This window comes from Brevibacillus sp. MER 51, assembly GCF_023714195.1.
In the GTDB taxonomy this organism is placed as follows: Bacteria; Bacillota; Bacilli; order Brevibacillales; family Brevibacillaceae; genus Brevibacillus.
In genome coordinates this window covers 167,143-193,109 of record NZ_JAMAUS010000003.1, presented here as the reverse complement: position 1 = coordinate 193,109, position 25,967 = coordinate 167,143, and the positions used below count along the sequence as shown (strand labels likewise).

Annotated in this window: 26 protein-coding genes and 2 other annotated features; of the genes, 10 read left to right on the top strand and 16 right to left on the bottom strand. The window is 47.1% G+C overall.

Annotated features, from left to right (window positions below):
* Window positions 1-160: 160 nt before the first annotated feature.
* Both M3630_RS07995 and M3630_RS07990 read right to left on the bottom strand, forming a co-directional pair.
* Window positions 161-1,198, bottom strand: a complete 1,038-nt coding sequence (locus tag M3630_RS07995; protein WP_251251778.1) for a MerR family transcriptional regulator — start codon at window positions 1,196-1,198, stop codon at window positions 161-163.
* 115 nt (window positions 1,199-1,313) lie between these two features.
* Window positions 1,314-1,754 (bottom strand): CBS domain-containing protein, encoded by a 441-nt coding sequence (locus M3630_RS07990; RefSeq protein WP_173609661.1) that lies wholly within the window; start codon window positions 1,752-1,754, stop codon window positions 1,314-1,316.
* Window positions 1,755-1,905: 151 nt separating this feature from the next.
* Here M3630_RS07990 and M3630_RS07985 point away from each other — a divergent pair, with 151 nt between their 5' ends.
* Window positions 1,906-2,250, top strand: a complete 345-nt coding sequence (locus M3630_RS07985; protein ID WP_047068784.1) for a YugN family protein — start codon at window positions 1,906-1,908, stop codon at window positions 2,248-2,250.
* Between the two features lie 67 nt (window positions 2,251-2,317).
* Window positions 2,318-3,487: a putative lipid II flippase FtsW gene (ftsW, locus tag M3630_RS07980; RefSeq protein WP_251251777.1), complete on the top strand. Its 1,170-nt coding sequence runs from the start codon at window positions 2,318-2,320 to the stop codon at window positions 3,485-3,487.
* 46 nt (window positions 3,488-3,533) lie between these two features.
* Here ftsW and M3630_RS07975 read toward each other — a convergent pair whose 3' ends face one another.
* Together M3630_RS07975 and M3630_RS07970 are read right to left on the bottom strand one after the other, a co-directional pair.
* Window positions 3,534-3,875, bottom strand: coding sequence for an Asp23/Gls24 family envelope stress response protein (locus M3630_RS07975; protein WP_251251776.1), 342 nt, complete (start codon window positions 3,873-3,875; stop codon window positions 3,534-3,536).
* A 75-nt stretch (window positions 3,876-3,950) separates the two neighbouring features.
* Window positions 3,951-5,579 (bottom strand): thiamine pyrophosphate-binding protein, encoded by a 1,629-nt coding sequence (locus M3630_RS07970; protein WP_251251775.1) that lies wholly within the window; start codon window positions 5,577-5,579, stop codon window positions 3,951-3,953.
* A 150-nt stretch (window positions 5,580-5,729) separates the two neighbouring features.
* On the opposite strand from M3630_RS07970, the gene sleB reads away from it, so the two are divergent.
* A complete protein-coding gene (gene sleB / locus M3630_RS07965) occupies window positions 5,730-6,497 on the top strand; it encodes a spore cortex-lytic enzyme (protein ID WP_251251774.1) in 768 nt (255 codons plus the stop codon).
* 60 nt (window positions 6,498-6,557) lie between these two features.
* Here the strand turns inward: sleB and M3630_RS07960 are convergent, their stop codons facing one another.
* Window positions 6,558-6,818 carry a hypothetical protein gene (locus M3630_RS07960; protein WP_173609666.1) on the bottom strand — a complete coding sequence of 87 codons (261 nt, stop codon included), beginning with the start codon at window positions 6,816-6,818 and terminating at the stop codon, window positions 6,558-6,560.
* A 101-nt stretch (window positions 6,819-6,919) separates the two neighbouring features.
* Between M3630_RS07960 and cax the strand changes: the two genes are divergently transcribed.
* Window positions 6,920-7,963 (top strand): calcium/proton exchanger, encoded by a 1,044-nt coding sequence (cax, locus tag M3630_RS07955; RefSeq protein WP_173609667.1) that lies wholly within the window; start codon window positions 6,920-6,922, stop codon window positions 7,961-7,963.
* Window positions 7,964-8,018: 55 nt separating this feature from the next.
* Here the strand turns inward: cax and M3630_RS07950 are convergent, their stop codons facing one another.
* From M3630_RS07950 to M3630_RS07930, 5 genes are all read right to left on the bottom strand, one after another.
* Window positions 8,019-9,353 carry a sodium-dependent transporter gene (locus M3630_RS07950; RefSeq protein WP_251251773.1) on the bottom strand — a complete coding sequence of 445 codons (1,335 nt, stop codon included), beginning with the start codon at window positions 9,351-9,353 and terminating at the stop codon, window positions 8,019-8,021.
* A 63-nt stretch (window positions 9,354-9,416) separates the two neighbouring features.
* Window positions 9,417-9,654, bottom strand: a binding site (T-box leader).
* A gap of 49 nt (window positions 9,655-9,703) precedes the next feature.
* Window positions 9,704-9,944, bottom strand: a binding site (T-box leader).
* 108 nt (window positions 9,945-10,052) lie between these two features.
* Window positions 10,053-10,334 (bottom strand): Fpa/YlaN family protein, encoded by a 282-nt coding sequence (locus M3630_RS07945; protein ID WP_007725848.1) that lies wholly within the window; start codon window positions 10,332-10,334, stop codon window positions 10,053-10,055.
* A gap of 93 nt (window positions 10,335-10,427) precedes the next feature.
* Window positions 10,428-11,360, bottom strand: a complete 933-nt coding sequence (glsA, locus tag M3630_RS07940) for a glutaminase A (protein WP_251251772.1) — start codon at window positions 11,358-11,360, stop codon at window positions 10,428-10,430.
* 78 nt (window positions 11,361-11,438) lie between these two features.
* Window positions 11,439-12,608 (bottom strand): MalY/PatB family protein, encoded by a 1,170-nt coding sequence (locus M3630_RS07935; protein ID WP_251251771.1) that lies wholly within the window; start codon window positions 12,606-12,608, stop codon window positions 11,439-11,441.
* A 133-nt stretch (window positions 12,609-12,741) separates the two neighbouring features.
* Complete coding sequence (locus tag M3630_RS07930) at window positions 12,742-14,268, bottom strand: AbgT family transporter (RefSeq protein ID WP_251251770.1); 1,527 nt, start codon at window positions 14,266-14,268, stop codon at window positions 12,742-12,744.
* Window positions 14,269-14,675: 407 nt separating this feature from the next.
* Between M3630_RS07930 and M3630_RS07925 the strand changes: the two genes are divergently transcribed.
* Window positions 14,676-15,185 (top strand): molybdopterin-binding protein, encoded by a 510-nt coding sequence (locus tag M3630_RS07925; protein WP_251251769.1) that lies wholly within the window; start codon window positions 14,676-14,678, stop codon window positions 15,183-15,185.
* 73 nt (window positions 15,186-15,258) lie between these two features.
* Here M3630_RS07925 and sda read toward each other — a convergent pair whose 3' ends face one another.
* Together sda and M3630_RS07915 are read right to left on the bottom strand one after the other, a co-directional pair.
* A complete protein-coding gene (gene sda / locus M3630_RS07920) occupies window positions 15,259-15,396 on the bottom strand; it encodes a sporulation histidine kinase inhibitor Sda (RefSeq protein ID WP_007725857.1) in 138 nt (45 codons plus the stop codon).
* Between the two features lie 271 nt (window positions 15,397-15,667).
* Window positions 15,668-16,879, bottom strand: a complete 1,212-nt coding sequence (locus M3630_RS07915; protein WP_173609673.1) for an ornithine--oxo-acid transaminase — start codon at window positions 16,877-16,879, stop codon at window positions 15,668-15,670.
* A 196-nt stretch (window positions 16,880-17,075) separates the two neighbouring features.
* Between M3630_RS07915 and M3630_RS07910 the strand changes: the two genes are divergently transcribed.
* Window positions 17,076-18,494, top strand: a complete 1,419-nt coding sequence (locus M3630_RS07910; RefSeq protein WP_353057223.1) for a sigma-54 interaction domain-containing protein — start codon at window positions 17,076-17,078, stop codon at window positions 18,492-18,494.
* Window positions 18,495-19,045: 551 nt separating this feature from the next.
* A complete protein-coding gene (locus tag M3630_RS07905) occupies window positions 19,046-20,434 on the top strand; it encodes an amino acid permease (protein WP_251251768.1) in 1,389 nt (462 codons plus the stop codon).
* A 283-nt stretch (window positions 20,435-20,717) separates the two neighbouring features.
* On the opposite strand, the gene M3630_RS07900 is transcribed toward M3630_RS07905, so the two are convergent.
* Window positions 20,718-21,935 carry an MDR family MFS transporter gene (locus M3630_RS07900; protein ID WP_251251767.1) on the bottom strand — a complete coding sequence of 406 codons (1,218 nt, stop codon included), beginning with the start codon at window positions 21,933-21,935 and terminating at the stop codon, window positions 20,718-20,720.
* 132 nt (window positions 21,936-22,067) lie between these two features.
* Here M3630_RS07900 and M3630_RS07895 point away from each other — a divergent pair, with 132 nt between their 5' ends.
* A complete protein-coding gene (locus M3630_RS07895) occupies window positions 22,068-22,949 on the top strand; it encodes a LysR family transcriptional regulator (protein ID WP_251251766.1) in 882 nt (293 codons plus the stop codon).
* An 8-nt stretch (window positions 22,950-22,957) separates the two neighbouring features.
* Here M3630_RS07895 and M3630_RS07890 read toward each other — a convergent pair whose 3' ends face one another.
* Together M3630_RS07890 and M3630_RS07885 are read right to left on the bottom strand one after the other, a co-directional pair.
* On the bottom strand, window positions 22,958-23,626 hold the full coding sequence (locus M3630_RS07890; RefSeq protein WP_251251765.1) for a phosphatase PAP2 family protein: 669 nt from the start codon (window positions 23,624-23,626) through the stop codon (window positions 22,958-22,960).
* A complete protein-coding gene (locus M3630_RS07885) occupies window positions 23,623-24,075 on the bottom strand; it encodes a YaiI/YqxD family protein (protein ID WP_251251764.1) in 453 nt (150 codons plus the stop codon). Before M3630_RS07885 ends, M3630_RS07890 begins: the two co-directional genes overlap by 4 nt.
* A 69-nt stretch (window positions 24,076-24,144) precedes the next feature.
* Between M3630_RS07885 and M3630_RS07880 the strand changes: the two genes are divergently transcribed.
* Window positions 24,145-24,471, top strand: coding sequence for a hypothetical protein (locus M3630_RS07880; RefSeq protein ID WP_173609680.1), 327 nt, complete (start codon window positions 24,145-24,147; stop codon window positions 24,469-24,471).
* A 66-nt stretch (window positions 24,472-24,537) separates the two neighbouring features.
* On the opposite strand, the gene M3630_RS07875 is transcribed toward M3630_RS07880, so the two are convergent.
* On the bottom strand, window positions 24,538-25,458 hold the full coding sequence (locus tag M3630_RS07875; RefSeq protein WP_173609681.1) for a S8 family peptidase: 921 nt from the start codon (window positions 25,456-25,458) through the stop codon (window positions 24,538-24,540).
* A gap of 187 nt (window positions 25,459-25,645) precedes the next feature.
* Between M3630_RS07875 and M3630_RS07870 the strand changes: the two genes are divergently transcribed.
* Window positions 25,646-25,918: a stage VI sporulation protein F gene (locus tag M3630_RS07870; protein WP_173609682.1), complete on the top strand. Its 273-nt coding sequence runs from the start codon at window positions 25,646-25,648 to the stop codon at window positions 25,916-25,918.
* The last annotated feature ends 49 nt before the right edge of the window (window positions 25,919-25,967 follow it).

Here is a 25,967-nt window from a genome sequence, read left to right as displayed (position 1 = left end):
TCGCGATCAAAAAAACCGTCGAACAGACCCATGGTGGAGTCCTCCTTTCCTTCTCGCTACAGCCTATGCAAAAGGCTAGACGCGTGCCAGTAGGTGGAAGAGCCCAAAAGTGAAATGCGTGTTCGACAGACGGCTTTTAAAAAACCTCAACAAGAATGTACTACTTACTAGTAGACAGGATCAAATGCGTATAGGTACCTAGCTGTCTGACTTCATTCGTAAAACCAAGATGAACAAGCTCCTGTAGCAACCGAGAGCGATCAGCATAACAGCGGTCCTGAATATCTGCTATCACGCTCGTATGGCCAGCCTCCTCTAGTGCAACAAGATGCGCTTGTCTATGTGCCTGATCCACAAACATCAAATCGGCAATGACCAAGCGTCCCCCTGGTTTTAACACACGACGACATTCCGCCAAGGCAAGCTGCTTTTGATCATCCGTCAAATGGTGCAAGGCGTAACTCGTAGCCACAAAGTCAAACCGATTTTCTAAAAACGGAAAGGCGAAAAAGGTTCCCAGCTTCGTCTCGACCTCTGGGTGTTTCGCTCTGCATTGCTTCAGCATTTGCGGTGATTGGTCGAACCCGCTCATCCTGGCTCCTTTTTTCACAAGAAGCCCTGCGAGGTTTCCAGTTCCCGTTCCGGCATCTAGGCCACATTCTCCCGGTTTGACTGCAACTGTCGCAACGACTTCATCCAGCACGTTTTCGTAAGATTCGTGACCATTCCCGCCATGTACCCATTCGTCGTATCGGTCCGCCCATTCATTAAAATTCCATCGATCCACCCAGTTATCCCGAGTCTGCTTTAATCGCTTGTTCGCCTCTGCCAATGTAAACAGCTCTGCTGGATCAATCGACTCTCTACCCTTTATCCGCTCAATCATCGCTTCTGTCGTTTGGATGACCTTGCTCATTTCTACCCATCTTGTATACATAAACGAACGCTGCAGCTCTAAATAATGGAGAAGAGTGCCTTCCTGATCTTTCATTTGAATCAGAAGCTCCCGAATGTCTTCTACCGCCATCCCGACCTCGCGCAGTGTAATGATGGTTTGCAGTCTCCAGACATCTTCCTCTGTGAACTGGCGATAACCGGATGCATCTGCTTTCGATGGCTTGATTAGCCCTTTTTCTTCATAATATCGAATCGCACGCGGGGTTATTTGCAAGCGATGGGCCATGTCTTTGATTTGCATGGAACTCTCTCCCTGTATCATTCTTTTCTTATCATAAACCTTGACGCAGCGTGAATGTACAGATAGAAAGAAAAAAAGCTGCCGGATTCCTCCCGACAGCTCATTTCTATACTTATTAATGTGGGGCCGGCTCAGAAATTTGTTGGAGAGCGTCACTCGCCTCATCGTGGTGGACTTGACGAACAGCCATATCTGCCAACGCCACAATTCCGACCAGCTTGCCATGCTCGACAACGGGCAGGCGACGAATTTGATGCTGAGCCATCACCTTTGCTGCTTCATCAACCGTCATTCCTGGCTGACCGAGAATAATGTCTCGGGTCATGACAACCTCGGTTGCAGTCGATCCTTCATGCTTTTCAGCCAAACCGCGAATCACAATATCACGATCCGTAATCACGCCGATCACATCATTTTTTTCATCTACAACCGGAATGACCCCTACATTCCAATCGCGCATTTTGCAAGCCACTTCATACACATTATCCTTAAGCGTCACAGTAGCGACATCTTTTGTCATAATTTCGCGCAGAGTGCGATTTTCCAGCTTTGCCATTTCATTCTCCTCCTTTTGCTAATCAACGATTGTAGTTTGTCCGCTCATCTATCGTTTCATTCGCAAGAAAGAGTATGATATATTGCGCTTCTTCCAAAAACAGACTATGATTAATAAGTGAATATCTCACCCATTTTTAGGAGGAAAAAGAATGGTCATTAAGGACACGGGTATTGGCACGAAAGAAGTCTTTTTCGCCGATCTGGAGCATTATATGAGCGAACTCGGCTTTGATCGCGGCGCTTGGGATTACAAGCATGCTACATACGATTATAAAATCCAAGATAAAGGCAACGTCTTCTACCTGCGCATCGAAGCGAACGTGACAGAAGGCAAACTTGAGGATACGCACGCAGTCCTGAAGCTCGAAGATCCTTACATGGGCAAACACCTTTTCCCACACGGTCTGGATTACGATTACCCAATGCCAGACTCCGTTGTAAAAACAGCGAAGTTGAAGCTGCAAATGCTGGGTGAAAAGCTGTCCTCACACTAAAAAATGAAATGGCACGGTGTACAGAGAGGAATCCCCTCTCTGTTTCACGTAGAGGGGGGTTATTTTTATGAAGACGAGGGGCGTACCTGACTTCTTGCTCCTGTTTTTGACCGCCCTACTTGTTGGGTTTGGGATAACCATGGTGCTCAGCTCCAGCTCCATTTTCGCATTGACGAGCTTTACAAGCGGCGGCTGTGATTACTGTCGCGGAGATGAGCTTTATTTCGTGAAGCGTCAATCCGTTTTCTTGCTGCTCGGTGTCGTTGGGATGCTGGTGGCCATGAACATTCCCTTCTCCTTTTATAAGAGAAACTTCTTATTGATTGCGCTCGTCAGTTTCTTTTCTTTGCTCCTGGTTCTTGTTCCGGGTATTGGTAAGGAAGTGAACGGAGCTCGATCATGGTTTGAAATCGGTTCTGCAACTATTCAGCCTGCGGAGTTTGCCAAGCTTGGCCTTATTCTGTACTTGGCAGCGATCATCTCCAAAAAAGGGAACGGGATTCAAAAGCTGAAATCTGGTTTGATGCCCCCACTGATGGTAACGGGGATGTTTTTTATGATGATTGTAGTCCAACCTGACCTCGGTTCTGCCGCCATCTTGCTCGGGTGTGCTTTGATTGTCATGATCTGCGGTGGAGCCAAAATCCGTCAACTGGTCGGTCTCGGTGCACCAGCTGTGACTGTTGCTCTATTGGTATACATCACAGCAAAGCCCCATGCCTTGAATCGGATTTACTCGTACCTCAATCCGTGGAGTGATATGGATGGCACCGGCTACAACATTATTCAATCCTGGATTGCGATTGCACATGGCGGTCTGACTGGGACAGGCTTTGGAAAAAGCATTCAAAAGTATTTGTATTTGCCCGAGAGACATACCGATTTTATTTTCTCGATCATGACAGAAGAGCTTGGTTTTATCGGTGCCTCGGTGTTCCTCTTGATTTTCTTGCTTTTCCTGCTGCGAGGCATCCATATTTGTCTGCGCGTAAAAGACACCTTTGCCAGTCTGGCAGGTATCGGTGTTGTCAGCATGTTTGCCATTCAGGCGATCTTAAACATCGGCGGAGTGACGGGTTTGATTCCTTTGACAGGTGTACCATTGCCGTTTATCAGTTATGGTGGTTCCTCCTTACTCGTATGTCTGCTCTCCACTGGCTTTTTACTCAGTATATCGCGGGAAGTCAGTCGCCAGAAGGTAGAAGAGCAATTACAAAAACAGCCATATGCCATGTAAAAAACAAACAAAAGGGATACCGGATGCGTCCAGTATCCCTTTTTTCTTACTCATTTCGAAGAAGTTCGATTGTTTCCACCCGCACATTCACAGCTTCCACATAAAGACCTGTCAGTGTTTCCACCGCTTCTTTTACTTTTTCCTGTAGGACGTGACAGACGTGATGGATCTGTGCCCCATAACGGACGGATACACGCATGTCAATGGTGACTCTGTCGTCGATTACGGATACAGTAATGCCTTTCGCGCCGCCATTCAGCTTTTTCGCCAAATCTTGATAGATTCCGCCTGAACGGACTGTGACTTCCAACACTTCTTCTACAGCAACGCCAGCAATGATTGCGATCACCTGATCTGCTACTCTGATTTCGCCAAGCCTGTCAGCCATCAGGACGCCCTCCTCTTCGCCCGTTTCGTTCTTCCCCCACTGGTTTCATTTGCCTTTTCTTTCATTATAAACAAATCATGCTTGGGCTTGGAAGGAAATTTGTTTTTTTCTCTCCGTTAGTGTCGGAGACGTGCAATGTATGTCAACGAGTGTCAACTGATCTGCAGCAAAAGCCTCCCGCAATACTGGCTCAAGAGCTTGTACCTCTTTGACAACCTTGCCGCTGATTCCGCAAGCACTCGCCAATTGCTGAAAATCTGGATTACGCAATTTCACTCCAAAAGGGATCAAGCCCGCCTGACTCATTTTCACCTCTTCCAATCCTAATGTCCCATTGTTCACCACAAGAATCACAATCGGAAGTTGGTGCTGGGCCGCTGTCATAAGTTCCGCCAGATTCATTTGTAATCCCCCATCCCCAGCGACGCAGACGACCTGCTTCTCAGGATAGGTGAGCTTTGCAGCCACAGCCGCAGGCAACCCGAATCCCATTGTTCGCCACTTTCCCGAAAAGAGTGGGGTCTGTTTTTTCCCACGGAACGCACGGTTAAACCAGATTGTGTGCTCCCCCGTATCCAGGACGATAATCGCATCTTCATTGACCATGCCCCCAAGTGTATGCATCAAGGTTTGTGGCTTTACTCGTTCACTCACTTGTTGAATGACTACTTGCTCTGTCTCCTCGCCAAACTCTCCATGCCAACGCTTGATCTGTTCCTGCCACGCATCGTCTTTTCTGTGCGATTGCAAACGCCTCATCCAGATCGGCAGGACATCATCCAATTCAGCTGTGACAGACTGGAGGTAGGGATGAGCATGTATGGATCCAGGCTGATGATCTACTTGAATGACGGACAGTTTCTTCGGCAAAAAAGTACGAGGGAACCAGCTCGCTCCCAGAATCAGCAACAAATCTGCTTCCGCTAACGCATGTAAAGCGGTTTCGCTACCCCCCTCTCCCCAACCGCCAATCACAAGTGGATGAGATTCATCAACCGTCCCTTTTGCTCCGAGCGACAGCAACACCCCTGCCCCTAGCTGTTCCGCTAGCTTCACACACGAATCGGCCGACTTGCGGGCACCGATTCCAAGGAGAACGAGAGGCTTTTTCGCCTTCGCAACCTGCTCGGAAGCGAGCTCAATCTCCATCCGATCAGGATAAATGGCATGTGGAATACGTGGAAGTGCTGCAAGGACAGCTTCTGAAGTCGTTTGGGTGAAGACATCCTTGCAAATGGCGAGATGTGTCACTCCTTTTTGTTGCATAGCCGTGACAAATGCTTTGTGCAGAACACTTTGGATTGCGTCTGGATGCGTAATCGTTGTCGAATAAAAACTGATGGGGCGTATCATATCTTCTTGTGAGATAAACTGCTTGTACGCACCACCCAGCTTGTATGTCTCCACTTGACCTGTAATTGCAATGACAGGTACACGATCCGTATGGGCATCTGCAAGTCCATTCAGCAGATTGACGAAACCCGGTCCCATCGTCGCGGTACAAACAGCCGGAAACCCCGTCAGTTTTGCTTCCGCACTTGCCATCATGGCCGCAGCAGATTCATGCTTGCAAGCAATGTATTGAATGTCGGATTGCTTCGCGATCTGATCCAGCCAGGCAAAGATTCCGTCACCTGCCACCCCGTAGATTCGTTTTACTCCCCATCTAATCAATTGCTCCGTCAAATATTGCGCGACCTGCATCAAAATCTTCCCCTTTCAGGACAAAGTGCAAATACATGTACTCGTAGTCTACGCATTCTCCAATATTTTACTAAGACCAAAATGACGGAAGTTGGAGAACCTAACAATAATCAACTGATATACAAATCCATACCCGAAGGAGGGTAAGAAATGAAACAGCCTGTCAAATGGCTGCTAGCTGTAGTAGTATTCGCACTTCTGGTTACGTCTGCGGTTATGGTATCTCCCTTGCGCTCGGATGCATTCAGTAAGCAGATCGTCAAAGTAGGGGAAGAAGGCTCAGACGTGCGCGAAATGCAGTATCGCTTGAAGCACCTTGGCTTCTATACCGGAAAAGTAGACGGGGTATTCGGATGGCGTTCTTATTGGGCGCTGCGTAACTTTCAGTATGAGTTTGGCTTAACCGTAGACGGTGTCCTTGGGGCGCAGACGAAAGTAAAGCTGTACAACGCAACGAAAAATTATAAGCCCACTGCTTCTGATCTCGGGGTGCCACAAACCGCAACTCCTGCACCAACGAAGCCTTCTACGCCTTCTAAACCTACGTATCACGCAGCTGGAATATCGGAGAACGACCTGCGTCTGATGGCGAATGCCGTTTACGGAGAATCGCGTGGAGAGCCCTACATTGGCCAAGTGGCAGTGGCGGCTGTTATTCTAAACCGGACGAAAAACGCGTCCTTTCCCAATACACCCGCGGGCGTTATTTTCGAACCTCGGGCCTTTACGGCCGTGGCGGATGGTCAGATTTGGCTAACACCGAACGAGCAGGCAAAAAAAGCAGTGAATGACGCGCTCAAAGGTTGGGACCCAACTGACGGGGCCATTTATTATTTCAACCCGGATACTGCTACATCCGGTTGGATTTGGAGCCGCCCTCAAATCAAAAAGATCGGCAGACACATTTTTTGCCGTTAGCATTCTATTAAAAACAGGCACGACAGTCGTAAACTGCGTGCCTGTTTTCCTTTTCGCGTTTCATTTGGAACGCTGTGATTGGAAATGCTGGGCCATTTTGATGAATCGTTCTTCCGGTTCAGTGGTCCCGCAAACTCCACATTGTATCATGTAGTTCTCACCTTTGTACGGCTGGTGAAACATATCGAGCTGGTCTTGATGGAGTTCTGCTACGACTTCGCCTGACTGTGGATCCAGTCTTATATAGCGAGGGGTCTGCTCAATGACAGTGAACCTCATCCGATTCGATTTACATGTCGGGCACAATAAAGGCTGGGTCATAAAAAACACCTCCCTTTTCTAGTTCATGGTTAGTTTTGTCCAGAACAGGAACTCTATACCTATAAGGTTTAGAGATGCGTAAAAACTGCTGAGGTGATGAAATGAACTTGAAACTCTTTTTCTCATTAGTAGGCGGGAGCATGCTATTAGCCCTTTACGCCCACTATTTTTCTGGAAATGAAATGCTCCAATTCGCCACGTCTTCCCTTGCCATCATTTTTTTGGCGGCTTGGCTCGGAAAATCGACAGAGAGCGTCGCCCATTATGCTGGGGACCGAATCGGGGGCTTTCTTAACGCTACCTTCGGAAATGCCGCTGAACTTATTATTGCTTTTTTTCTGGTGAAAGAAGGCTTGTTCGATATGGTCAAAGCCTCTATTACCGGTGCGATCATCGGAAATATGCTGTTGGTTCTCGGCTTGAGCACGCTACTGGGCGGTCTTAAGTACAAGGAACAAACCTTCAATAGCAGGCTGGCCAGTCACAATGCTTCCCTGATGACACTCGCAATCGTCGCTTTGTTCATACCGGCAGTCTTCATGTTTGATCTGCCTATGATCAAGGTAGAGATCATCAGCATCGTCATCGCCAGCCTGCTCATCATTGCCTACATTTTATGGCTCATCTTTTCAATGATTACCCACAGTGATTTTTTATCGGATATCGAGCCGCAAGAAAGTGATGCGGTATGGTCAAAAGGCGTCTCTCTCTTGATGCTTGCTGTCTCCACCTTTTTCGTGGCCGTTGTCTCGGAATGGCTGGTAGAGGGAGTTCAGCATGTCTCCGAATCGTTAGGGTGGTCAGAGTTATTCGTCGGTGCTTTTGTCATTGCGATCATCGGGAATGCAGCAGAGCACAGCGCTGCCATGCTTTTGGCACTAAAAGGACGCATCGGTGCAGCAGTCGAAATCGCGATCGGCTCCAGCTTGCAGATTGCTTTGTTTGTGGCCCCTACTCTCGTCATTCTCAGTCTCTTGCTAGGCAATCCGATGGACATCGTGTTCACTAGCTTTGAATTGGCTGCGATTGGAGTTGCTACCTTTATTACGATTTCCATCACACGGGATGGCGCTACGAACTGGTTTGAAGGCGTACTCCTGTTGACGGTGTATATTATTTTGGGTACGGTTTTTTTCTTCGCGTAGGGCGCAGGAACAAAAAAGGCTCCGCCATCCTAAAGTGGCGAAGCCTTTCGTTGTTTTACCAGATTCCCAGCATTTGCAGGAAAACGGCGAGAATCGCGATAGGTGCTACATATTTAATCAGGAGAAGCCAAACAATAAACAGGCGTTTGCCCAGAGAAGTATGCGCCCCCAGCTCGTTGATCAAGGTCTCCCGCTTCATTTTCAAAGGAACGAAGATCGCAATAAGCAGCGCTCCCAGCGGCATCAAGATATTGCTGACCAAAAAGTCCATCGCGTCAAAGATAGATTTGCCGAACAGCGTAACCTCGCTCCATACGCCGAATGACAACGCCGACGGTACACCGACGATAAAGATCAACAGGCCTACCACCCAAGCAAGGCGCTTGCGCTTTGTTTCGTCCCCTTTTGCAAGAGATGCGACGATAATTTCCAACATCGAAAAAGCCGATGTCAACGTAGCGAAAAGGAAAAGAGCCAAAAAGATTAATAGAAAAATGCTACCGAAGGCAATTTGTTCAAACACAGAAGGCAGTACGATAAACAGTAATCCCGGCCCTGCTGTTGGCTCTACTCCAAGGGAGAAGACGGCAGGGAAAATCGCCAAACCGGCAAACAGCGATACGAGCAGATTCAAACTGACAATCGATCCAGCAGAACGAACCAGACTTTCATTTTTGGCAAGGTACGAGCTGTACGTGACCATGACAGACACCCCGACGCTCAGCGCGAAAAAGGATTGGCCCAATGCGTACAGGATCGATTGCGCACTCAGCTTGGAAAAATCAGGACTCAAAAAGAAGGAAACGCCCTCCATCGCTCCATCCAACGTCAAGGAGCGAACCATCAATACCATGAATAAAAGGAACAAACCAGGCATCATGTACTTGTTAGCGGACTCAATTCCACTCTGTACGCCTCTCGCGACTACCCATGCAGTAATGAGCATGAAAACCAACTGCGCAACGACTGCACTGACAGGATCACCGATAACCTCACCAAACACTTTGTCATAAGCTGGCCCTTGCAATTGACCAGTAAACCCGCGAAGAAGGTAACTAAGAATCCAGCCTCCCACTACACTGTAAAAGGACAAGAGCAAGAAGCAAGTGATCACCCCAAGGCGACCGATCCAATGCCAGAGTGACCCTGGCGCAATTGTTTTGTACGCACTGATCGCCTCTTTTTGCGTACTGCGTCCGATTGTGAATTCTCCTAGCAACAGCGGAAGACCAATTGCTAGTGTAAAGATGATGAAAAGGAGAAAGAACGCTCCACCACCGCTCGTTCCGACCATATAAGGAAATTTCCAAATGGCCCCCAATCCAATCGCCGAGCCTGCTGCTGCCAAGATGAAGCCGAGCCTGCTCGTCCATTGTTCGGCTTGTTTCATAGTCTTCACCCTCCAAAGATATTCTTTTTATGCTCAAAAATGGATACAAAAAAACCCGCCCCAAAAAGGGACGAGTTTTCATTTCTCGCGGTACCACCCTACTTAGACATCCCCCTAAAGGCGATGCCTCGCTTCGTCATTGATAACGGGTGTGACCCGGACTCTCCTACTGGCGGCGCCTGCGTTCAGAGGTCAGCTCAAGAGTGAATTCAACGGGGCTTCCATCAGGCTGCTCTCAGTCTATGGCAGCCTTTCCTGTCATGTAGCAGGTCCGTTTACTAGTCTCTTTCCTTGCTTGTTTCTATGATTCGATTGTTGGGCATTCCCGAAAATTAAAAAAACCCGTCCAAAAAAGGGACGAGTTATTCGCGGTACCACCCTGATTAAGTGCACGGGATACAGAAACCCTACACACTTCTCTCCATCATTGATAACGGGAATGACCCGATTCCTCCTACTAGGCGAAAAGCCATTAAGAGGGCTGCTCAGGAGGGAATTCTACGGGGCGCGCTTCAAAGCTGCTTACAGTCTAAGGCAGCTTCTCCCTGACAAGCGGTGATTCCGCATACTAGTCTCCATCATCGCATTTCAAAATTAATAAAAAATTATAGAATTTAATTTAATATAAATATACGAAATAGGCAAGTGTTTTTTCTTTTAACAAAATGAAAAGCGAGGATAATCGCCGCTCTCCTCGCCTTACTTTTGATTAAACAGTTCATGAAGATGGGCCAATTTACGTTCCAATGAACCCATAATTTCTCGACCAATGTCTTCACTAATCAGTCCTAAGCGGACCGCGTACTCTACTTCACGAGAAAGCCCGAACATTTGAGTATCCAGCACTTCTTCATACAGTGGGCACTGCGGCATGGTCAGGTTTTCCATCTGTACGTCGATCAGCTTGTAAATTTTGTCGGCGTCTGCTTGAAGCAACGCTAGCGCTTTTTGTTCCAGATCGGGAACCTTAATTTCTGTCAAAACCTATCCCTCCGTTTGCCTCCATCCTTATCATACATAGTACGCGATTCTGGGCCATTTGAAAAGGGGAGAAGACAGATCAACTGCAAGAAGCTAAAAGATACCAAGCTTCCACTCTTTTGAGAGTAGCTCCAACAGCTTGACACCGGCTACCGAATTTCCTTTTTCATCCAAGGACGGACCGAACACACCAATCCCCATACGCTGTGGCACGGTTGCCATAATACCACCGGCAACCCCGCTTTTCGCAGGGATTCCTACGTCAATCGCAAACTCACCAGAGGCATTGTACATCCCACAAGTCACCATGAAAGTCTTGCAGATTCTTGCTACCTCTTCTGGAATCACTCGCTCACCCGTATTCACGAGAATTCCGTCCGCTGCAAGGACCATCCCTAGTGTAGCTACTTCCTTCGCTGTCACTTCTATCGAGCAATGGCGAAAATACAGATCAAGCGTCTCTTCTACATCTGTTTCGAGAATGCCGCTGTCCTTTAGAAACCAAGCGAGGGCACGATTGCGATCAGCCGTTTTCTTTTCAGAACAATAAACAGCTTGATTGATCGTAAGATGAGGGTTTCCCGTCATTTTCCGCATCAAAGCCAGCACAGCATCTAGCCGCTCGTCCACGTTAGCGCCACGAATCATGCCAGCAACCGCAATGGCTCCTGCATTGATCATCGGGTTCAGTGGTTTATGGGATTCGGTCGTCTCCAGTTTAATAATCGAATTAAACGGGTCGCCAGTTGGTTCTTTCCCCACATGCCGAAACACGTATTCCTTCCCGTTCTGGCATAAGGCGACGATCAGCGAGAAAATCTTGGAGATGCTTTGCATCGAGAATGGCACATCTGCATCACCAGCAGAAAGGATCGTCCCATCGGGCAAGCATACAGCCACCCCCAATTGATATGGTTCGACTTTTGCCAATTCAGGGATGTAGGACGCTACACTCCCATTGTGTGTATACTCAAGTGATTGGTTGCGTACTTGTACCAATTGTTCAGACGCTTGTTTCAAATCCATCGAAAATCCCCTCTGTCTATTACGTCGATGTATACAGATTCGATTGTAGATTTCTATAGGGGACATGTCAAATTATCCCTACTTCTGAACAGCGTGCTCCAATCGTTCCATCGCTTCGACTAGAATCGATCTCGGGCAGGCAAAATTAATTCGCATAAACCCTGCACCATCTGGCCCAAACGTCGTGCCATCGTGCAAACCGAGCTTTGCCTCCTCGCGAATGAGCTTGTTCAACTCCGCCTGACTACAACCTAACTGTCTAAAATCCATCCACCCCAAGTATGTCGCTTCTGGAATTGCCATAGATACCCCCGGAACACGAGTCGATAAAAACTCATGTACGTAGGCCGCATTCTTACGTAAATAGAGTAACAGTTCTTCCAGCCATGTTTCTCCATGTTGGTAGGCAGCGATCGTTGCTTCCATCCCAAACAGATTCAGGTTCTCGTAGCCCATTTTGGATGCTGTGACCTGGAAGTCCCGCAATAACTGCTGATTTTCTGCCATCAAATAGGAAGTATACAGGCCAGCCAAATTAAACGTTTTGGCGGCTGATAGAAAGGTAACGCTCTGGTTAGCCAGCTCCGGTGCCAGCGAATAGTAAGGCGTATGAACATTTGGCTCATAGACCAAATCGGAATGAATCTCGTCGGCAACCACAATCACGCCATTTTCTACACACAATCTCCCCAAGCGCTCCAGCTCTTCTCTGGCCCATACCCTGCCGATCGGATTATGCGGTGTGCAGAGCAGCATGAGCTTCACCCGCGTGTCGCTCAGCTTTTGTTCGAGATCATCCCAATTCATTTCATAACGCCCGTCACGCTCTATGAGTGGGCTGGCAACGACATGACGTCCGCGATTTTCGACTGCATGATAAAAAGGATGGTACACGGGCGTCTGGATCAAGACACCGTCTCCTGGGGCTGTAAAAGCCTCTACAGCGACGTGAATGCCGGGAACGACCCCAGGTATCCCTGTCATCCAGCTCACGTCTACCTCTACACCAAATCGCTTGTGTATCCACTCTTTCAAGCTCTGATAAAGGGCATTTGACTTCAACGTATATCCGTATATCGGGTGATTTGCTCGTTTGATCAATGCCTCTGTGATTTCAGGAGCGCAAGCAAAATCCATGTCGGCCACCCACAGCGGAAGCATTCCTTCTCCGTTGACTCTCGGATTCTGAATCTCCCATTTGACACTATCTGTCCCTTTACGTTCGATGCGCTGATCAAAATCGTACACGCTCGTTCCCTCCCCGTAGTCCCTTCACTTACATACACACAGCATAAACCGTCTTTTTCCAATTGTCCAAGCTTCTGGTGTACGAAAAAAAGAGCCGCCCTGATGAGCGACTCTCTTCTTACTAAATAATAGACTAGCGAGCGTATACGCCAGGGCCAAATGGCAGATCCAGGAAGTACCATACTGTCAACTGCAAGATCCATACAACCAAGAAAACGATTGCAAATGGAGTCATGGTAGAGAAAATCGTTCCCATCCCGGCATTCTTATTATACTTCTGATAGAAAGCCAGGAAGAGCGGGATGTACGGATTCACAGGTGAGATCGTATTGGTTGCGGAGTCCGCAATCCGATAAGCGACTTGGATAAACGCCGGATTGTAATCCAACAGCATCAGCATTGGCATAAATACAGGTGCGAGGATCGCCCACAAAGCTGAACCACTCGTGATAAACAAGCTACAAACACCTGTGAATAGGGTGAAGGCAATAATGATCGGCAAGCCTGTCAGGCCCATGCTTGTCATGAATTCTGCACCATTGACAGCCATCAAAATACCAATGTTGCTCCAGTTAAAGAACGCGATGAACTGCGCTGCTGTAAACGCTAACACAATAAAGCCTGACATATCCTTGATGGCTTCGGACATGTAATGCGGAATGTCCTTCGATGTTTTAATTACTCCCATTGCTCTGCCGTACACAAACGATACAGTCACGAAGAACAACAAGATGATGGGAATGATCCCTTTCAAAAACGGTGAGGTCAAGAAGTCACCTGTCTTTGGATCACGCAGCAGTGAACCCTCCGGAACGACCAGCAACCCTACAATGACTACGAAAATCAACGCTGCGATACCAGCTTTGCGCAGTGCTTTATTTTCTTGCGGAGTTACTTCCTCGAATTGTACGTTTCGATCCCCGTGATACGTGCCAAGACGTGGTTCGATAATTTTATCGGTAATCCACCCTCCAAAGAAAGCGAGGATGACAACGGAAGCTGACATGAAGAACCAGTTATCTACAGGTGTGACCATTGCATTTGGATCAATTGTTTTCGCTACTTCGGTACTGATCCCTGCCAAGAGAGCATCTGTACCGGCAATGAAAAAGTTCGCTGTAAAACCGGAGGATACACCAGCCATACCAGCTGCAAAGCCTGCAATCGGGTGACGTCCCATTGCCAAGAACACGAGACCGCCAAGCGGAGGAATAATAACCATGGCTGCATCAGAAGCAAGATTTCCTAAAATACCGACAAAGACAATGGCATAACTGACAACGGCTGCCGGAATGCCTGCCATCATTTTGCGCAGAACTGTCGTCAAAAGACCGATTTTTTCTGCCAGTCCAATTCCAAGCGTCATCGCCAGAACGAGGCCAAGTGCTGGAAATTCAATAAAGTTTTTCAGCATGCTCGTTAACATCCAATGAATACCTTCGACGCTGAGCAAACTCTTTACAGCAACCTCTTCGCCTTTTGCAGGATGTATAACCGAAAAATCCATGGCTGCGAGGATTGCAGAGACGACCATTAACACGCCACACAAAATAATGAACAGTACAAATGGGTGCGGGAGTTTATTCCCTACGGTTTCAATCCATTTTAAAATACCTTTTTGCTTCATCAGATCTGCTTGCACATTCGTGCCTTTCGCCATAGTTTCGCCCCCTAAGTCGTTTGAATTCCCTGAATGTTTCTGCGGCTTTGCAACCATCCTCGGGATGAATGATGTAGGTTTCCTTCTCTAGCGCTCATCGCCGTTGATGGTTCAGCGGGAGAAAGACGAAGTGAGCTTCCCTTTTTTCGTGAAAGCCTTTTCAAAAATCGAAAGGCTTGTACACAATGCCTTTTATCTGGCCCCCCACTTTTCAGTAGGAATTCAAATATCACAGGCAAAGTTCACTCTCACATAATAACTTTCTAATATGATTATATAATCTGTAAAATGTATGTCAATAATTTTTAGACTATTTTATGAAATTTTCGCTTTTCGGATAATTGCTGTCATTTGCTGGTCTATAGTAATATAGAGATTGATTATGAACGACCACGGAGGAATGACGCATGTCTGATGTTATCGTGTTCAAAGGGGCTATTGCTTTCCCTATTACATTGGATCCAACCGTCTGGGTTTTTGATGAACGCAAATTCGATCTGAAAACATACTCGGGCGAAGATGATAGCTCGCTGGCCACGCAAGCAAAATATTTGGCTGGCACAGGTACGCAGTGGGATAAGGAATTGCGCGAAGGAGCTACGCTTCCTTCTGAAAGAAAAAGTTTAGCCGAAGAACGCAAAGTGCTCGAAGGCGAGTACGGAATGCGCCTTGATCCCTTCATTGCAAATGCTGAGCCCCTACCAGAGGTGACTCATGTCCGTCTTCACCGCGAGGATCAGGAAGCGATCGTTCTTCCACTTGCCGAGGCAAGAAGAGCCATCCTCCAATTCTCCAAAGGCGGCAGGCCTATTAAAGAGGATGGTCCTGTTTATTTTTATTTGCCTGAAATGTTGCTTGCCAATGAAGAACCAATTAAAGGAATTACCGCTTTTGAGTTTATTACGGAGCAAGCGTGAGATAACAAAAGCCATCCTCCCGAAAAAGAGGATGGCTTTTGCCATATGTGACGTATGTGTGATGATTTTGCTCTTAGGCGCTGAACTGCGTGATACGGATATTCCGATGCTGTAGTTCTTCGCGAAGCAATTCGATAAAAGCTGCATCTAGTTGAAGGTCGACAGCTCGATGATATACTTCTATCAACATTTGGTCACTTAAGTATTTCACCTTTGCTCACCTCCATCTTTAATATGAGCCCATTGTACCAGAAGCATTTGTATCGAACAATCGTTCGGATATCCACAAGCAATGTGGACATCTTGTTGGTAACATGTGGGCAAATTGTGTGTAACTTATAAGCATCCAAGCATTTCCTTTGTGGATGTTTTTTTCCTTTTATCCACAGTCAGTCGAAATTTGTCGAACGAATGATGCGATTATTCTGTCATAATAACCCCAAAAAAAGCCACCCTGTACAGGATGGCTTTCCTTGTTGCTTTTATGCGTTTGCTGCTTCTGTCACGTGCAGAACTTGTTTGATGCGATCAATTGCCCAATCCAGGTCTTCTTTGCTGATAACAAGTGGCGGTGCAAAGCGAATGGTTGTCTCATGTGTTTCTTTGCACAGGAGTCCCAGTTCTTTTAGTTTTTCGCAATATGGACGAGCCGCTGTAGTCAGCTCCAAGCCAATGAACAGACCGCGTCCGCGAATTTCCTTGATAATCGGGTTGTTGATTTCTTTCAATTTCTCCATGAAGTATGCGCCCATTTCCAGGGAGCGCTGTACGAGACCTTCGTCAGCCAATACATCCATAGCTGCGATGGCAACCGCACATCCGAGTGGGTTTCCTCCAAAAGTAGAACCGTGGGAGCCTGGCTCAAATACGCTCAAGATCTCTTTATCTGCAGCTACTGCGGAGATTGGGAACACGCCACCACCAAGAGCTTTCCCCATGATGTACATATCTGGTACTACATTTTCCCAATCGCTGGCAAACATTTTACCTGTGCGTCCGAAGCCCGTTTGGATCTCATCGCTGACCAAGAGTACGTTGTTTGCTTTACATACCTCTTGTGCCTGCTTCAAGAAGCCCTCTTGCGGAATGATGATCCCTGCTTCTCCTTGAATTGGCTCCAGCATGAATGCTGCTGTATTCGGTGTAATCGCTTGCTTAAGCGCTTCAATATCGCCATAAGGAATGATTTTGAAACCAGGTGTAAATGGCCCGAAGCCACGTCTGTACTCCTCGGCAGAAGAGAAGGAAGTCACTGTGACAGTACGACCATGGAAGTTGCCTTCACATACGATGATTTCTGCTTGGTTTTCTGGTACTTTTTTCACATCATAAGCCCAGCGACGAACTGCTTTGAGTGCCGTCTCTACTGCTTCAGCACCGGTGTTCATTGGCAGGATCATTTCTTTACCTGTCACCGCAGAGAGCTTTTCGTAGAATTCACCCAGTTGGTCATTGTAAAAAGCTCGGGAAGTGAGCGTTACTTTATCTGCTTGATCTTTCAGAGCTTGGATGATACGTGGATGACGATGTCCTTGGTTCAGCGCAGAATATGCACTCAGCATATCCAGATATTTATTGCCTTCCGGATCGTGTACCCATACGCCTTCTGCTTTGGAAATAACGATCGGTAGCGGATGATAGTTGTGCGCTCCAAATTTTTCTGTTTGTTCAATAACCACGTTTGTTTTACTCATGTCGTTAGCCTCCTTCAAGATCACTTGCTAAAATTATCTAGCAAGAACGATGCCAAACAGCAAAACCCCAAAAAGTCGATCCAATTCGATGAGTTGAGCAAAAAAATTTTGCATCTCGCATTCATAATCTTTTGCAGTGCATAATGTTTTTGCACTCATTCCCTTTATGCTATGATACCCTCATAAGGAAAGGCTGGTGACCACAGTGTCGTCTTCTACGCATAATTCTTCTGCTGACACTCTCTTGCGCATTTATGAACATACTTTGGACAGAATGAATGAAGGTGTACACGTCATCGATTCGGACGGGACAACGATTGTTTACAATGCCAAAATGACCGAGCTGGAATCGATGACCAGACAAGACGTTTTGCACAAACCTTTGGCAGAAGTTTTTCAGTTCCCGTCTGGTCAGGAAAGTACCTTGCTCACATGCTTGCGTACCGGAAATAGCATCCGCAATACACGCCAAACGTATTTCAATGACAAGCAAAAAGAAATTTCAACCATCAACAATACGTACCCCATCATTGAAAATGGCAAGATCATCGGGGCGATGGAAATCGCCAATGATGTTACCAAGATGGAACGATTGATCAGAGAAAACCTGCTGCAAAAAAACGGGTCACGCTACACATTCGAGCACATTATCGGGAGAAGCGGTCCAATTCTCGATGTCATCGAGAATGCCAAACGCGCAGCACGCACCTCCTCATCCGTATTGGTAGTCGGTGAGACTGGTGCCGGGAAAGAGCTGTTCGTGCAAAGCATCCATAATGCCAGCCTGCGTGCATCTGGTCCCCTTATCTCACAAAACTGCGCTGCACTTCCGGATAGCCTGATCGAAGGGTTATTGTTTGGAACTGCTCGCGGAGCATTTACCGGCGCAGTAGAGCGACCTGGATTGTTTGAGCAAGCAGAAGGCGGAACACTTTTTCTCGACGAAATCAACTCGCTTAGTATGCCACTACAAGCAAAATTGTTGCGTGCTCTGCAAGAGAAGTCGATCAGACGTATTGGTGACACAAAGGATCGAACGATCGATGTACGAATTATTGCGGCTATCAATGAAGATCCTGTTGAAGCAATCGCCAATTCGCATTTGCGAAAAGACCTGTACTATCGGCTCGGAGTCGTCACGTTATTTCTCCCCCCGCTTCGGGAACGCAAGGAAGATATTCCGATGCTGGTCAGCCATTTTATCGAAAAATACAATGAGTTGTTCCAAATGGAGGTAAGAAGCATCAGTGACGAGGTTCTGCAATTTTTTATTCAGCATGACTGGCCTGGCAATGTGCGTGAACTTCAGCACTTGATTGAGGGGGCCATGAATCTGATGATTGACGAATCAACCATCCGTTATGAACACTTGCCCTTACACTTTTTGCGTCGTATGCCAGCCGCTTCTGTAACAATCGAGCAACCTTCCCCCCACACGTTGCCATTTGTGGACGAAGGAAAGCCGTTGAAGGAAACGATGCAAGAATTTGAAACAGCATATATTCACCATGTTGTGGAACGCTATAACGGAAATATTTCAAGAGCAGCCAAGGAATTACAAATCAGTCGTCAGAGCTTGCAATATCGTTTGCGTAAGCTGGGGATTAAGGGGTAAAGCATACCAATAAAAACGTTTTGGTTTGAGTCAACATAGTGGAGGAGAAGAAAAAGCACAGTCCTCTTCGACTCTGACACGCTTGCAAAGGTGATTCACTGTCCGTCTCCACTGCAAAAAGGGGTCCGTCGAGCCAAAGCCACCCTACGGGCGGAAGGTTCTCGAGGAAGAAGTGTTCGACAAGCGTGGTCCCCTTTTTGCAGTTCCGACTGGGTAGGCTTTGTCAAGGTCTACGAGCCCTGCGCTTTTTCTTCTCGACAGTTTTGTTGGTTCATCGTTCCCTAAAAAACTTGCATGATAATCTCATGAGATGCTATTCAGCCAATCCAATTATTCCCTTATCAATTTTAATAAACGCCAAGAGATTTGGCGTTTTTTTAATTATTTTGCATCAACTGCCGAATCATTTTGCACTTTTTGCCAGGATATACCTCAAAAATAATATTTTCATAAAGTATTTCATTTGGTATCATTCTTGCAGAGCATATATCGCTATCGCGCCTGAAAACGCATACATCCATTTAACATACTCGCGTGAAGGAGAGGGTTATATGTCCCAAAGCAACATGGAACAGCACAATCAATTGAAACGCACGATGAACAGCAGACACCTCTTTATGATTTCTCTTGGCGGCGTAATCGGAACCGGGTTATTCCTCGGATCAGGTTATACAATTAGTCAGGCAGGACCAGTTGGTGCCATTCTCTCCTATTTAGTCGGCGGCTTTATCATGTACCTGACTATGCTATGTCTGGGCGAGCTCACAGTTGCCATGCCAGTGGCCGGTTCGTTCCAAACATATATGACTCGCTTTGTTAGCCCAGCACTTGGGTTTGGTGTAGGCTGGTTGTATTGGCTTGGTTGGGCCGTGACCGTTGCTTTAGAGTTGTTGTCATCAGGATTGCTGATGCAACGTTGGTTCCCTGACTCACCTGTTTGGATGTGGTGTGCGATCTTCGGTGTAGTGCTCTTCTTATTAAATGCTTTATCTGCTCGAGCGTTCGGTGAATCTGAGTTCTGGTTTTCCAGCATTAAAGTAAGCGCTATCATCTTGTTCATCATCTTGGGTGGAGCGGCGATGTTTGGCATTATCGACCTAAAAAACGGTCAGCCTGCGCCAATGCTCACCAACTTTACAGAAAGCCCGCTTCTCCCCTTTGGAATTACAGGCTTGCTGATGACGATGATCACCGTGAACTTCTCCTTTCAAGGTACCGAGTTAATCGGGATTGCGGCTGGAGAAAGTGAGAATCCAGAGAAGACGATTCCGAAGGCCATTCGTACGACGGTTTGGCGCACACTCGTATTCTTCATTCTGGCGATTGCCATTGTGGCAGGGATGATTCCACACCAACAGGCGGGTGTGATTGAAAGTCCATTTGTCGTCGTATTTGACAGCATTGGGATTCCTTATGCAGCTGACATTATGAACTTCGTTGTCCTGACAGCACTTCTGTCTGTGGCCAACTCTGGTTTGTACGCAGCAACTCGTATGCTTTACTCCCTGTCCAAAGAAGGAATGGCTTCGAAAAAGCTTGGGGCGGTAAATGGAAAAGGCATTCCGATGAACGCTTTGTTGATTACGTTTGCCATTGCTCTCTTGTCTCTTCTGTCCGGTATTTTTGCAGAAGATACGGTGTTCATGGTGCTCTTGTCCATCGCTGGTCTCGGCGCACAGGTGGGATGGATCTCCATCTCCGCTTCGCAGCTCGCTTTCCGTCGCCATTACTTGAAAAATGGAGGCAAGCTGGAGGACCTGAAGTTCCGTACACCTTTGTACCCTATACTGCCTTTGATTTCCTTGATCTTGAACTTGCTCGTTCTCGTGAGTTTGGCATTCGATCCAGAACAGCGCATAGCCTTGTACTGCGGAGTTCCGTTCATGATCATTGCGATATGCGTGTATCAATTCCATTTTAAAAAGAAACTCGAAGCGTAAATCAAAAAGAAAAGCTTGCAGCCCCCTACTTTCAAGAAGGGACTGCAAGCTTTTCATGTTTTATATGCGATGCGTTAGGCTTGGCATTGCTACAATGAGATTCGGACAATTTCCGTAACGACTACCATGGCAAAGACTGCAAATCCAAGGGAACTCGTTACCAGCAACATGCGCTTCAGCTTTTTCATATCTTCCATAAAATTCCCTCACTTTCTTGCGCCAATCATCTCTATCGATATATACGTATGAACAATGGAAAATGTTTCATTTCGCCCAAAAATATTTATGAGCGAGCTATTTTCTTCAAATCATTCCCGATTTGTCCGGTTTGTTGTTCCATACGATGCAGCATCCAGGCCACCCAAAAACCAATGACCAAACAAATGGTCCACGGCAGCCACGGCGTTTGCAAACGAAGCCCGACATCGTACACCCATCCTCCCGCTACCTGTCCAAATGAACCTCCGATGGCAATCGAATATCCGTTAAAGCCATAATAGGCGCCCACCAAATCCTTAGGAGCAAAACGGGGAACGACATCCACCAGATTCGGAACAGCAATCATGGTACCTAGTGCAAAAAGGAACACATCCAAGAGAATGAGCCACAATGAATCAGCAAACGTGAACAAAAATAGTCCCACGCTCATAAACAACGTCCCGATGCCAATCAAGGTAAGCCTTTGCGGATAACCCTCCAGCAATTGTGTCACTTTCATTTGAAATAAGATCACAAACAGCGAAAGCGCAGAAAGCACGATCCCTACATTCACCTTGCTATGTGTAACATTTTCAACAAATAGCGGAATGGTTAAAAACACCTGCATATTCAAGTAATAATACCCCATCAAAATAAAGGTATAACGTACAAACAGCTTGTCCTTCACTACCGTAGACATACTTTCCCATATACTATGCCGTGTATTCGTGGCGCGAATCGGTGGGAATAAAAAGAAGATCACGATGGCATTCACACCAAAAACCGCCCCTGCAAACAGCGAAATGTAAGTAAAATCAATAGCCGAGAGTGCTGTCCCCACGATTTGAGAGCCGACAACTGCAATATTGCCAAGCACATTGCGAAGGGAGAATACTTCTTTTCGAATGGCCTCAGGCGTAATAATGGCATAGGCAGCAGAACATGCAGGCTCAAACAACGCCCCACCCAAACCGGAAAGAATCGCGGCAACAAAAAAGTGCCACGTCTCGGTACAAAAAGCGAACATCGCAAAACCAACAGCACGCACGCCCAACCCGAGGAACATCGCCCCTTTGTACCCGAAGGCATCCGCGATCACACCGCCAAGAAAGGCAAGACCTTGCTGCGAGAACTGTCTCACACTCAGGACAATTCCTGCCATCGCCAGTGTCCAGCCGATGCTGCCTGTCAAATACAAAGTGAGATATGGGATTAATGCATAAAAACCCATATTCATCATAAAAGATGTGCTTAACAAGAGCTTCACTGAAAAGGGCGTTTCTCGCCACCATTCCCACTTCATTTCAATACCCCTCGCTCTCCCGATAGCCCATGAAATAAGGATATCCCCAGCTTAGCGAACAGGGTATAATTTGGGAAACGAACAATTTTGTATATGGTAATCAAATATTTAGATAAGAGGGATTCCAACTGTATGGACTTCGAACAATTACGCGCTTTCTACACATTGGCCCAAACGAAAAATTTCACCAAGGCTGCGGAAATGCTCCACTTAGTCCAGTCTACGGTGACAATGCGAATCAAGCAACTGGAAGAAAAAGTTGGCAAACCTCTTTTCATTCGTGATAAAAGAAGTGTTGAGATAACCCAAGCGGGCTTAACCCTTTTACCGTATGCAGAGAGAATCCTCAAACTGTCCCATGAAGCCCTAAATGAAGTCGCCTCACTCCAGCCTTATGAAGACTATTTATCGATTGGCAGCTTAAACGCGATCTGGACATCCACCCTCGAACCAATCTTGAAAGAGTACCACTACCGGTATCCACAAATTGCCATCAGCACAAAGACAGGCCACTCGTCCGATGTCATCCAGTATTTGCTGGACAACGTGATTCAAATCGGAATCGTATACGTTCCTCCATCCTTGCCCAACTTTGACGTCATTCCAACATGGGATGATGAAATTGTCCTAGTTTGCTGTCCAGAGAGCTCCATCGCCGCATCTACTCACGTCGATTCGCGCGAACTGCGCAATCTGCCTCTGCTGTACATGAATTGGGGCCCTCCTTTTAACGAGTGGATAAGACAAACACTGCCGCGAAATTACGTACCCAAGCTAACAGTAGACAAAGCGGAGCTCGCCATCGATTTGATAAAAGAAGGTCTCGGCGTGAGCTTGTTGACGCGCTCTACCGTCAAAGCCGAGCTTGCGGCTGGTACCTTGAAGGAACTGATCATCACAGGCAATAAGCCTCCCAAACGCTCGGCATACATCGTCTTGCCGAAGGACAAAAAAAATAAACCCAGCGTAGAAAAATGGCTGAGTTTAATGGGTGAATTAGGGTATTCCACCTAGCTTCGTGATTATCTGGAATGCGGTATGGGGTCGACGACTGTGCTTCGTCTCCCCATCCATTCTTCATAGCCAAGACGAAGGAGAAAGTACCAGCACATCGACAGGAAAAAGCCGGTAAGCACATCACTCAAAAAATGAACGCCCAAGTACACACGGCTGAACGCGAGCAATGCCACGAAAATAAAAATCGCAGGCTGCACAAGCGACGACCATCTTTTCTCCGCAAACCACTGGGCAATCCAAAACCCGACCATGCAATAAAAGGCTGGTCCAATCATCGCATGACCACTCGGAAACGAAAAGGACTCCGGCAGTTCAATCAGATTGACGCCACTCGGTCTAGGTCTGGCAAAAAACAGCTTTAAAAGCTCATTTGCGACTTCACTGACACCGAGGGAAATGAGAACAAACATTGCCTCCACACGATATTTCTTTATGTATAGGACAACGATCATAATCACTGCTACTGGTACAAGGAACATGCCTCCGCCCAGATTGGTTACCAATCGAAAAAAGGCAGTCCCAACATCCGAGCGAATCGAATCGGCAAATGCGATGGCAGCTTGATCCATACCTGCCACTCTCCCTGCTAGGTAGAGGGCAAACATGATCGTAGCAAAAACAGCAAACGTTAGTGCTCCGCCTACATATCCATTTTTTCTAGTTGTCTGAATCATGGGTGATCTCCTCTTTCCATCAAAAAGCGCAGGGACTCAGCAAATCGTTGATCGTCTTCTCGTGTACGAGCAGCAGGCCCCTTCGTACGACCTCCCCCGCGTCGATATCTCGCTTTTTCATTTCGTTCTTCCAAGTGAAACGCAATCCGTTCTGGGTCAAAAACCATCCCGTGTGGTGTGAGGGCATGGGCTTTCTTCCCGAGAATGAGCGCTGCCAGACCGATATCTTGTGTCACCACGACATCCCCCGGACTCGTTTCGTTCGCCAGCTTCATATCTACCGCTTGTGGCCCGGCATCTACCGTCACATGATTTGCATTGCCGATTTGATGATTATAACTGGCAAAGGTCAAACAGATCCAGTCGAGCTCTTTGCACAATGCTTGGGCAGTTAAGAGTGCCTGGCGCGGACAAGCATCCGCATCGATAAGAACACGTCCTTTTGACATGGTTGCTCCTTTCGTGTGTATTTCTCTCCCCGTACCGATTCATTTTTGGTATGATGGAGGTGGAGAGGAGTGAGTTCACCTTTGCGTTATCAATTTATCCATGATGAACGGCTAGGTATACGACTTCCCGTGCTGCATCTGGAATGGGAAGATTATTCGACTGTAGAAAGAGCGGACATGTTGCTGGAATGGGAAGAAATCCGAGCAACCATTCCGGATCAAATACACCGGGTAGAGCAGGTTATCATTGAGAAAACCAAACAAATGTCCGAAGAGGAAAATTTCGTAAGATCTTGCGAATTGAACAGCGAGATCCACGAATTGGCCAGTGTTATTAACGATCTTAATATATGGTTCCGTGTCCAGCAAGACCATGACACCAAAATCCATCAATAATTCGTTTATAAAAAGCAACAGCTCCTTGGCTGCATTTTAGCCTGGGAGCTGTTTTTCGTAGGAACACTACGCTTTTTTTCGTTTGCGACCAATTTCTAGCGCTTTCAGCCCTGCCACATGCGGGGCAGCCATAGAAGTACCATTCAGCTTTTTAAACTGATTGCCCGGCCACGTAGACAAAATATCAACTCCGGGTGCCTTCATATTTACGCCCTTGCCTCTCGCACTGAACGATGCCAATTTTCCGGTTTGATCAATCGCACTAACCCCTATGACACCATCGTACCGCGCGGGATACTCCGCTTCTCCCCCTCCGTTCCCTGCAGAAGCCACCAGTACGATTCCTTGCTGATGGGCCCTGCCAACTGCTCGCGCCATTGCTTCGCTATATTGGGGCATGCCAAAGCTCATGTTGATCACATCCATCTTATTGGCAATCGACCATTGCAGCGCCTGCAAAATGGTCGACAAAGATGATTGACCTTCATGATCAAAAGCACGGACGTCATACAAATGGGCCTCAGGAGACACTCCCACAATTCCTCTTTGGTTCATCTCAGCTACGATGATTCCTGCGACATGCGTACCGTGTCCATTTTGTTTGCCGCGTACAAGCTGGATGCCGCCCTTTATTTGATCTCTCAAATCAAAATGATCCCGGGAGATTCCTGTATCGATGACAGCGACTTTGACGCCTGCTCCGCGCCCCTTTCGCCACAATCTTTGTGCCCCTACATATCGCACGCCCCACGGGATTTCATCCTCCCCTTCCGCATGGACGCTTACGGTAATGTTCTCTTCCACCATCGCTTTATACCTTCGAAAAAGCTCCTCATGCTGCTCAAAAATCTTTTGTTTGACACACAAGCAAGAAAGGTCATCATAGCATCGCCATGGAAGTCTCTCGGTTTTGGTCAGAACCTTGGTTTTCAAATCTGACAGTATCTCGGTAAATGGCGTATCCCGATGAAAGCTGACAATTTTCAACCTACTAGCCTCCTGTCATGCATCGTTCTGACTCATCCTATGTCATGGCTCCCCCTATGGGTTTGGGCCATTGCACAACGTTAAGCAAAATAGGCGAAAAGCGGCGTGAATCTGTCCAAGCGAACCCCCTTGCTTTTCCATATAACTGCATAGGGCAGACGTATTCTTTTGAAAGGAGCGAAGCATCATGGCAAAAGCAAAAGGAAAAGCAAGGGCAAAAGTCAAGCTCAAAGCGAAGGGCAATCCACGTGATTTACTGAAGTCCATCAACAAGAAAAGCAAGAAAAAATGGACGATGGGCGATGTACGATCACTGGCAAAAGACTTTTCCATGAAAGACTTGAAGGACGACAAGAAATTAAGCGAGCTGATTAAAAAAGTCAGCAAGGCAGTCGGTGTCAAATTATCCGACCAGCAAATGTCCAGTGTAAAAAAGCAAGTGCATGATCGTCTCGGATAAGATATGTCTACCCTTGGCTTCGCCACTCTTTGGCGAAGCCTTTTTCATG

What these genes read in the sequence shown, in the direction of transcription:
- M3630_RS07895 (WP_251251766.1), top strand. Translation starts at nt 22,068, where the DNA reads ATGGACTTCGAACAATTACGCGCTTTCTACACATTGGCCCAAACGAAA.
- M3630_RS07885 (WP_251251764.1), bottom strand. Translation starts at nt 24,075, where the DNA reads ATGTCAAAAGGACGTGTTCTTATCGATGCGGATGCTTGTCCGCGCCAG.
- M3630_RS07900 (WP_251251767.1), bottom strand. Translation starts at nt 21,935, where the DNA reads ATGAAGTGGGAATGGTGGCGAGAAACGCCCTTTTCAGTGAAGCTCTTG.
- M3630_RS07905 (WP_251251768.1), top strand. Translation starts at nt 19,046, where the DNA reads ATGTCCCAAAGCAACATGGAACAGCACAATCAATTGAAACGCACGATG.
- cax (WP_173609667.1), top strand. Translation starts at nt 6,920, where the DNA reads ATGAACTTGAAACTCTTTTTCTCATTAGTAGGCGGGAGCATGCTATTA.
- M3630_RS07985 (WP_047068784.1), top strand. Translation starts at nt 1,906, where the DNA reads ATGGTCATTAAGGACACGGGTATTGGCACGAAAGAAGTCTTTTTCGCC.
- M3630_RS07870 (WP_173609682.1), top strand. Translation starts at nt 25,646, where the DNA reads ATGGCAAAAGCAAAAGGAAAAGCAAGGGCAAAAGTCAAGCTCAAAGCG.
- M3630_RS07930 (WP_251251770.1), bottom strand. Translation starts at nt 14,268, where the DNA reads ATGGCGAAAGGCACGAATGTGCAAGCAGATCTGATGAAGCAAAAAGGT.
- sleB (WP_251251774.1), top strand. Translation starts at nt 5,730, where the DNA reads ATGAAACAGCCTGTCAAATGGCTGCTAGCTGTAGTAGTATTCGCACTT.
- M3630_RS07970 (WP_251251775.1), bottom strand. Translation starts at nt 5,579, where the DNA reads ATGCAGGTCGCGCAATATTTGACGGAGCAATTGATTAGATGGGGAGTA.
- M3630_RS07990 (WP_173609661.1), bottom strand. Translation starts at nt 1,754, where the DNA reads ATGGCAAAGCTGGAAAATCGCACTCTGCGCGAAATTATGACAAAAGAT.
- glsA (WP_251251772.1), bottom strand. Translation starts at nt 11,360, where the DNA reads ATGGATTTGAAACAAGCGTCTGAACAATTGGTACAAGTACGCAACCAA.
- M3630_RS07890 (WP_251251765.1), bottom strand. Translation starts at nt 23,626, where the DNA reads ATGATTCAGACAACTAGAAAAAATGGATATGTAGGCGGAGCACTAACG.
- M3630_RS07925 (WP_251251769.1), top strand. Translation starts at nt 14,676, where the DNA reads ATGTCTGATGTTATCGTGTTCAAAGGGGCTATTGCTTTCCCTATTACA.
- M3630_RS07975 (WP_251251776.1), bottom strand. Translation starts at nt 3,875, where the DNA reads ATGGCTGACAGGCTTGGCGAAATCAGAGTAGCAGATCAGGTGATCGCA.
- M3630_RS07950 (WP_251251773.1), bottom strand. Translation starts at nt 9,353, where the DNA reads ATGAAACAAGCCGAACAATGGACGAGCAGGCTCGGCTTCATCTTGGCA.
- M3630_RS07995 (WP_251251778.1), bottom strand. Translation starts at nt 1,198, where the DNA reads ATGCAAATCAAAGACATGGCCCATCGCTTGCAAATAACCCCGCGTGCG.
- M3630_RS07915 (WP_173609673.1), bottom strand. Translation starts at nt 16,879, where the DNA reads ATGAGTAAAACAAACGTGGTTATTGAACAAACAGAAAAATTTGGAGCG.
- ftsW (WP_251251777.1), top strand. Translation starts at nt 2,318, where the DNA reads ATGAAGACGAGGGGCGTACCTGACTTCTTGCTCCTGTTTTTGACCGCC.
- M3630_RS07960 (WP_173609666.1), bottom strand. Translation starts at nt 6,818, where the DNA reads ATGACCCAGCCTTTATTGTGCCCGACATGTAAATCGAATCGGATGAGG.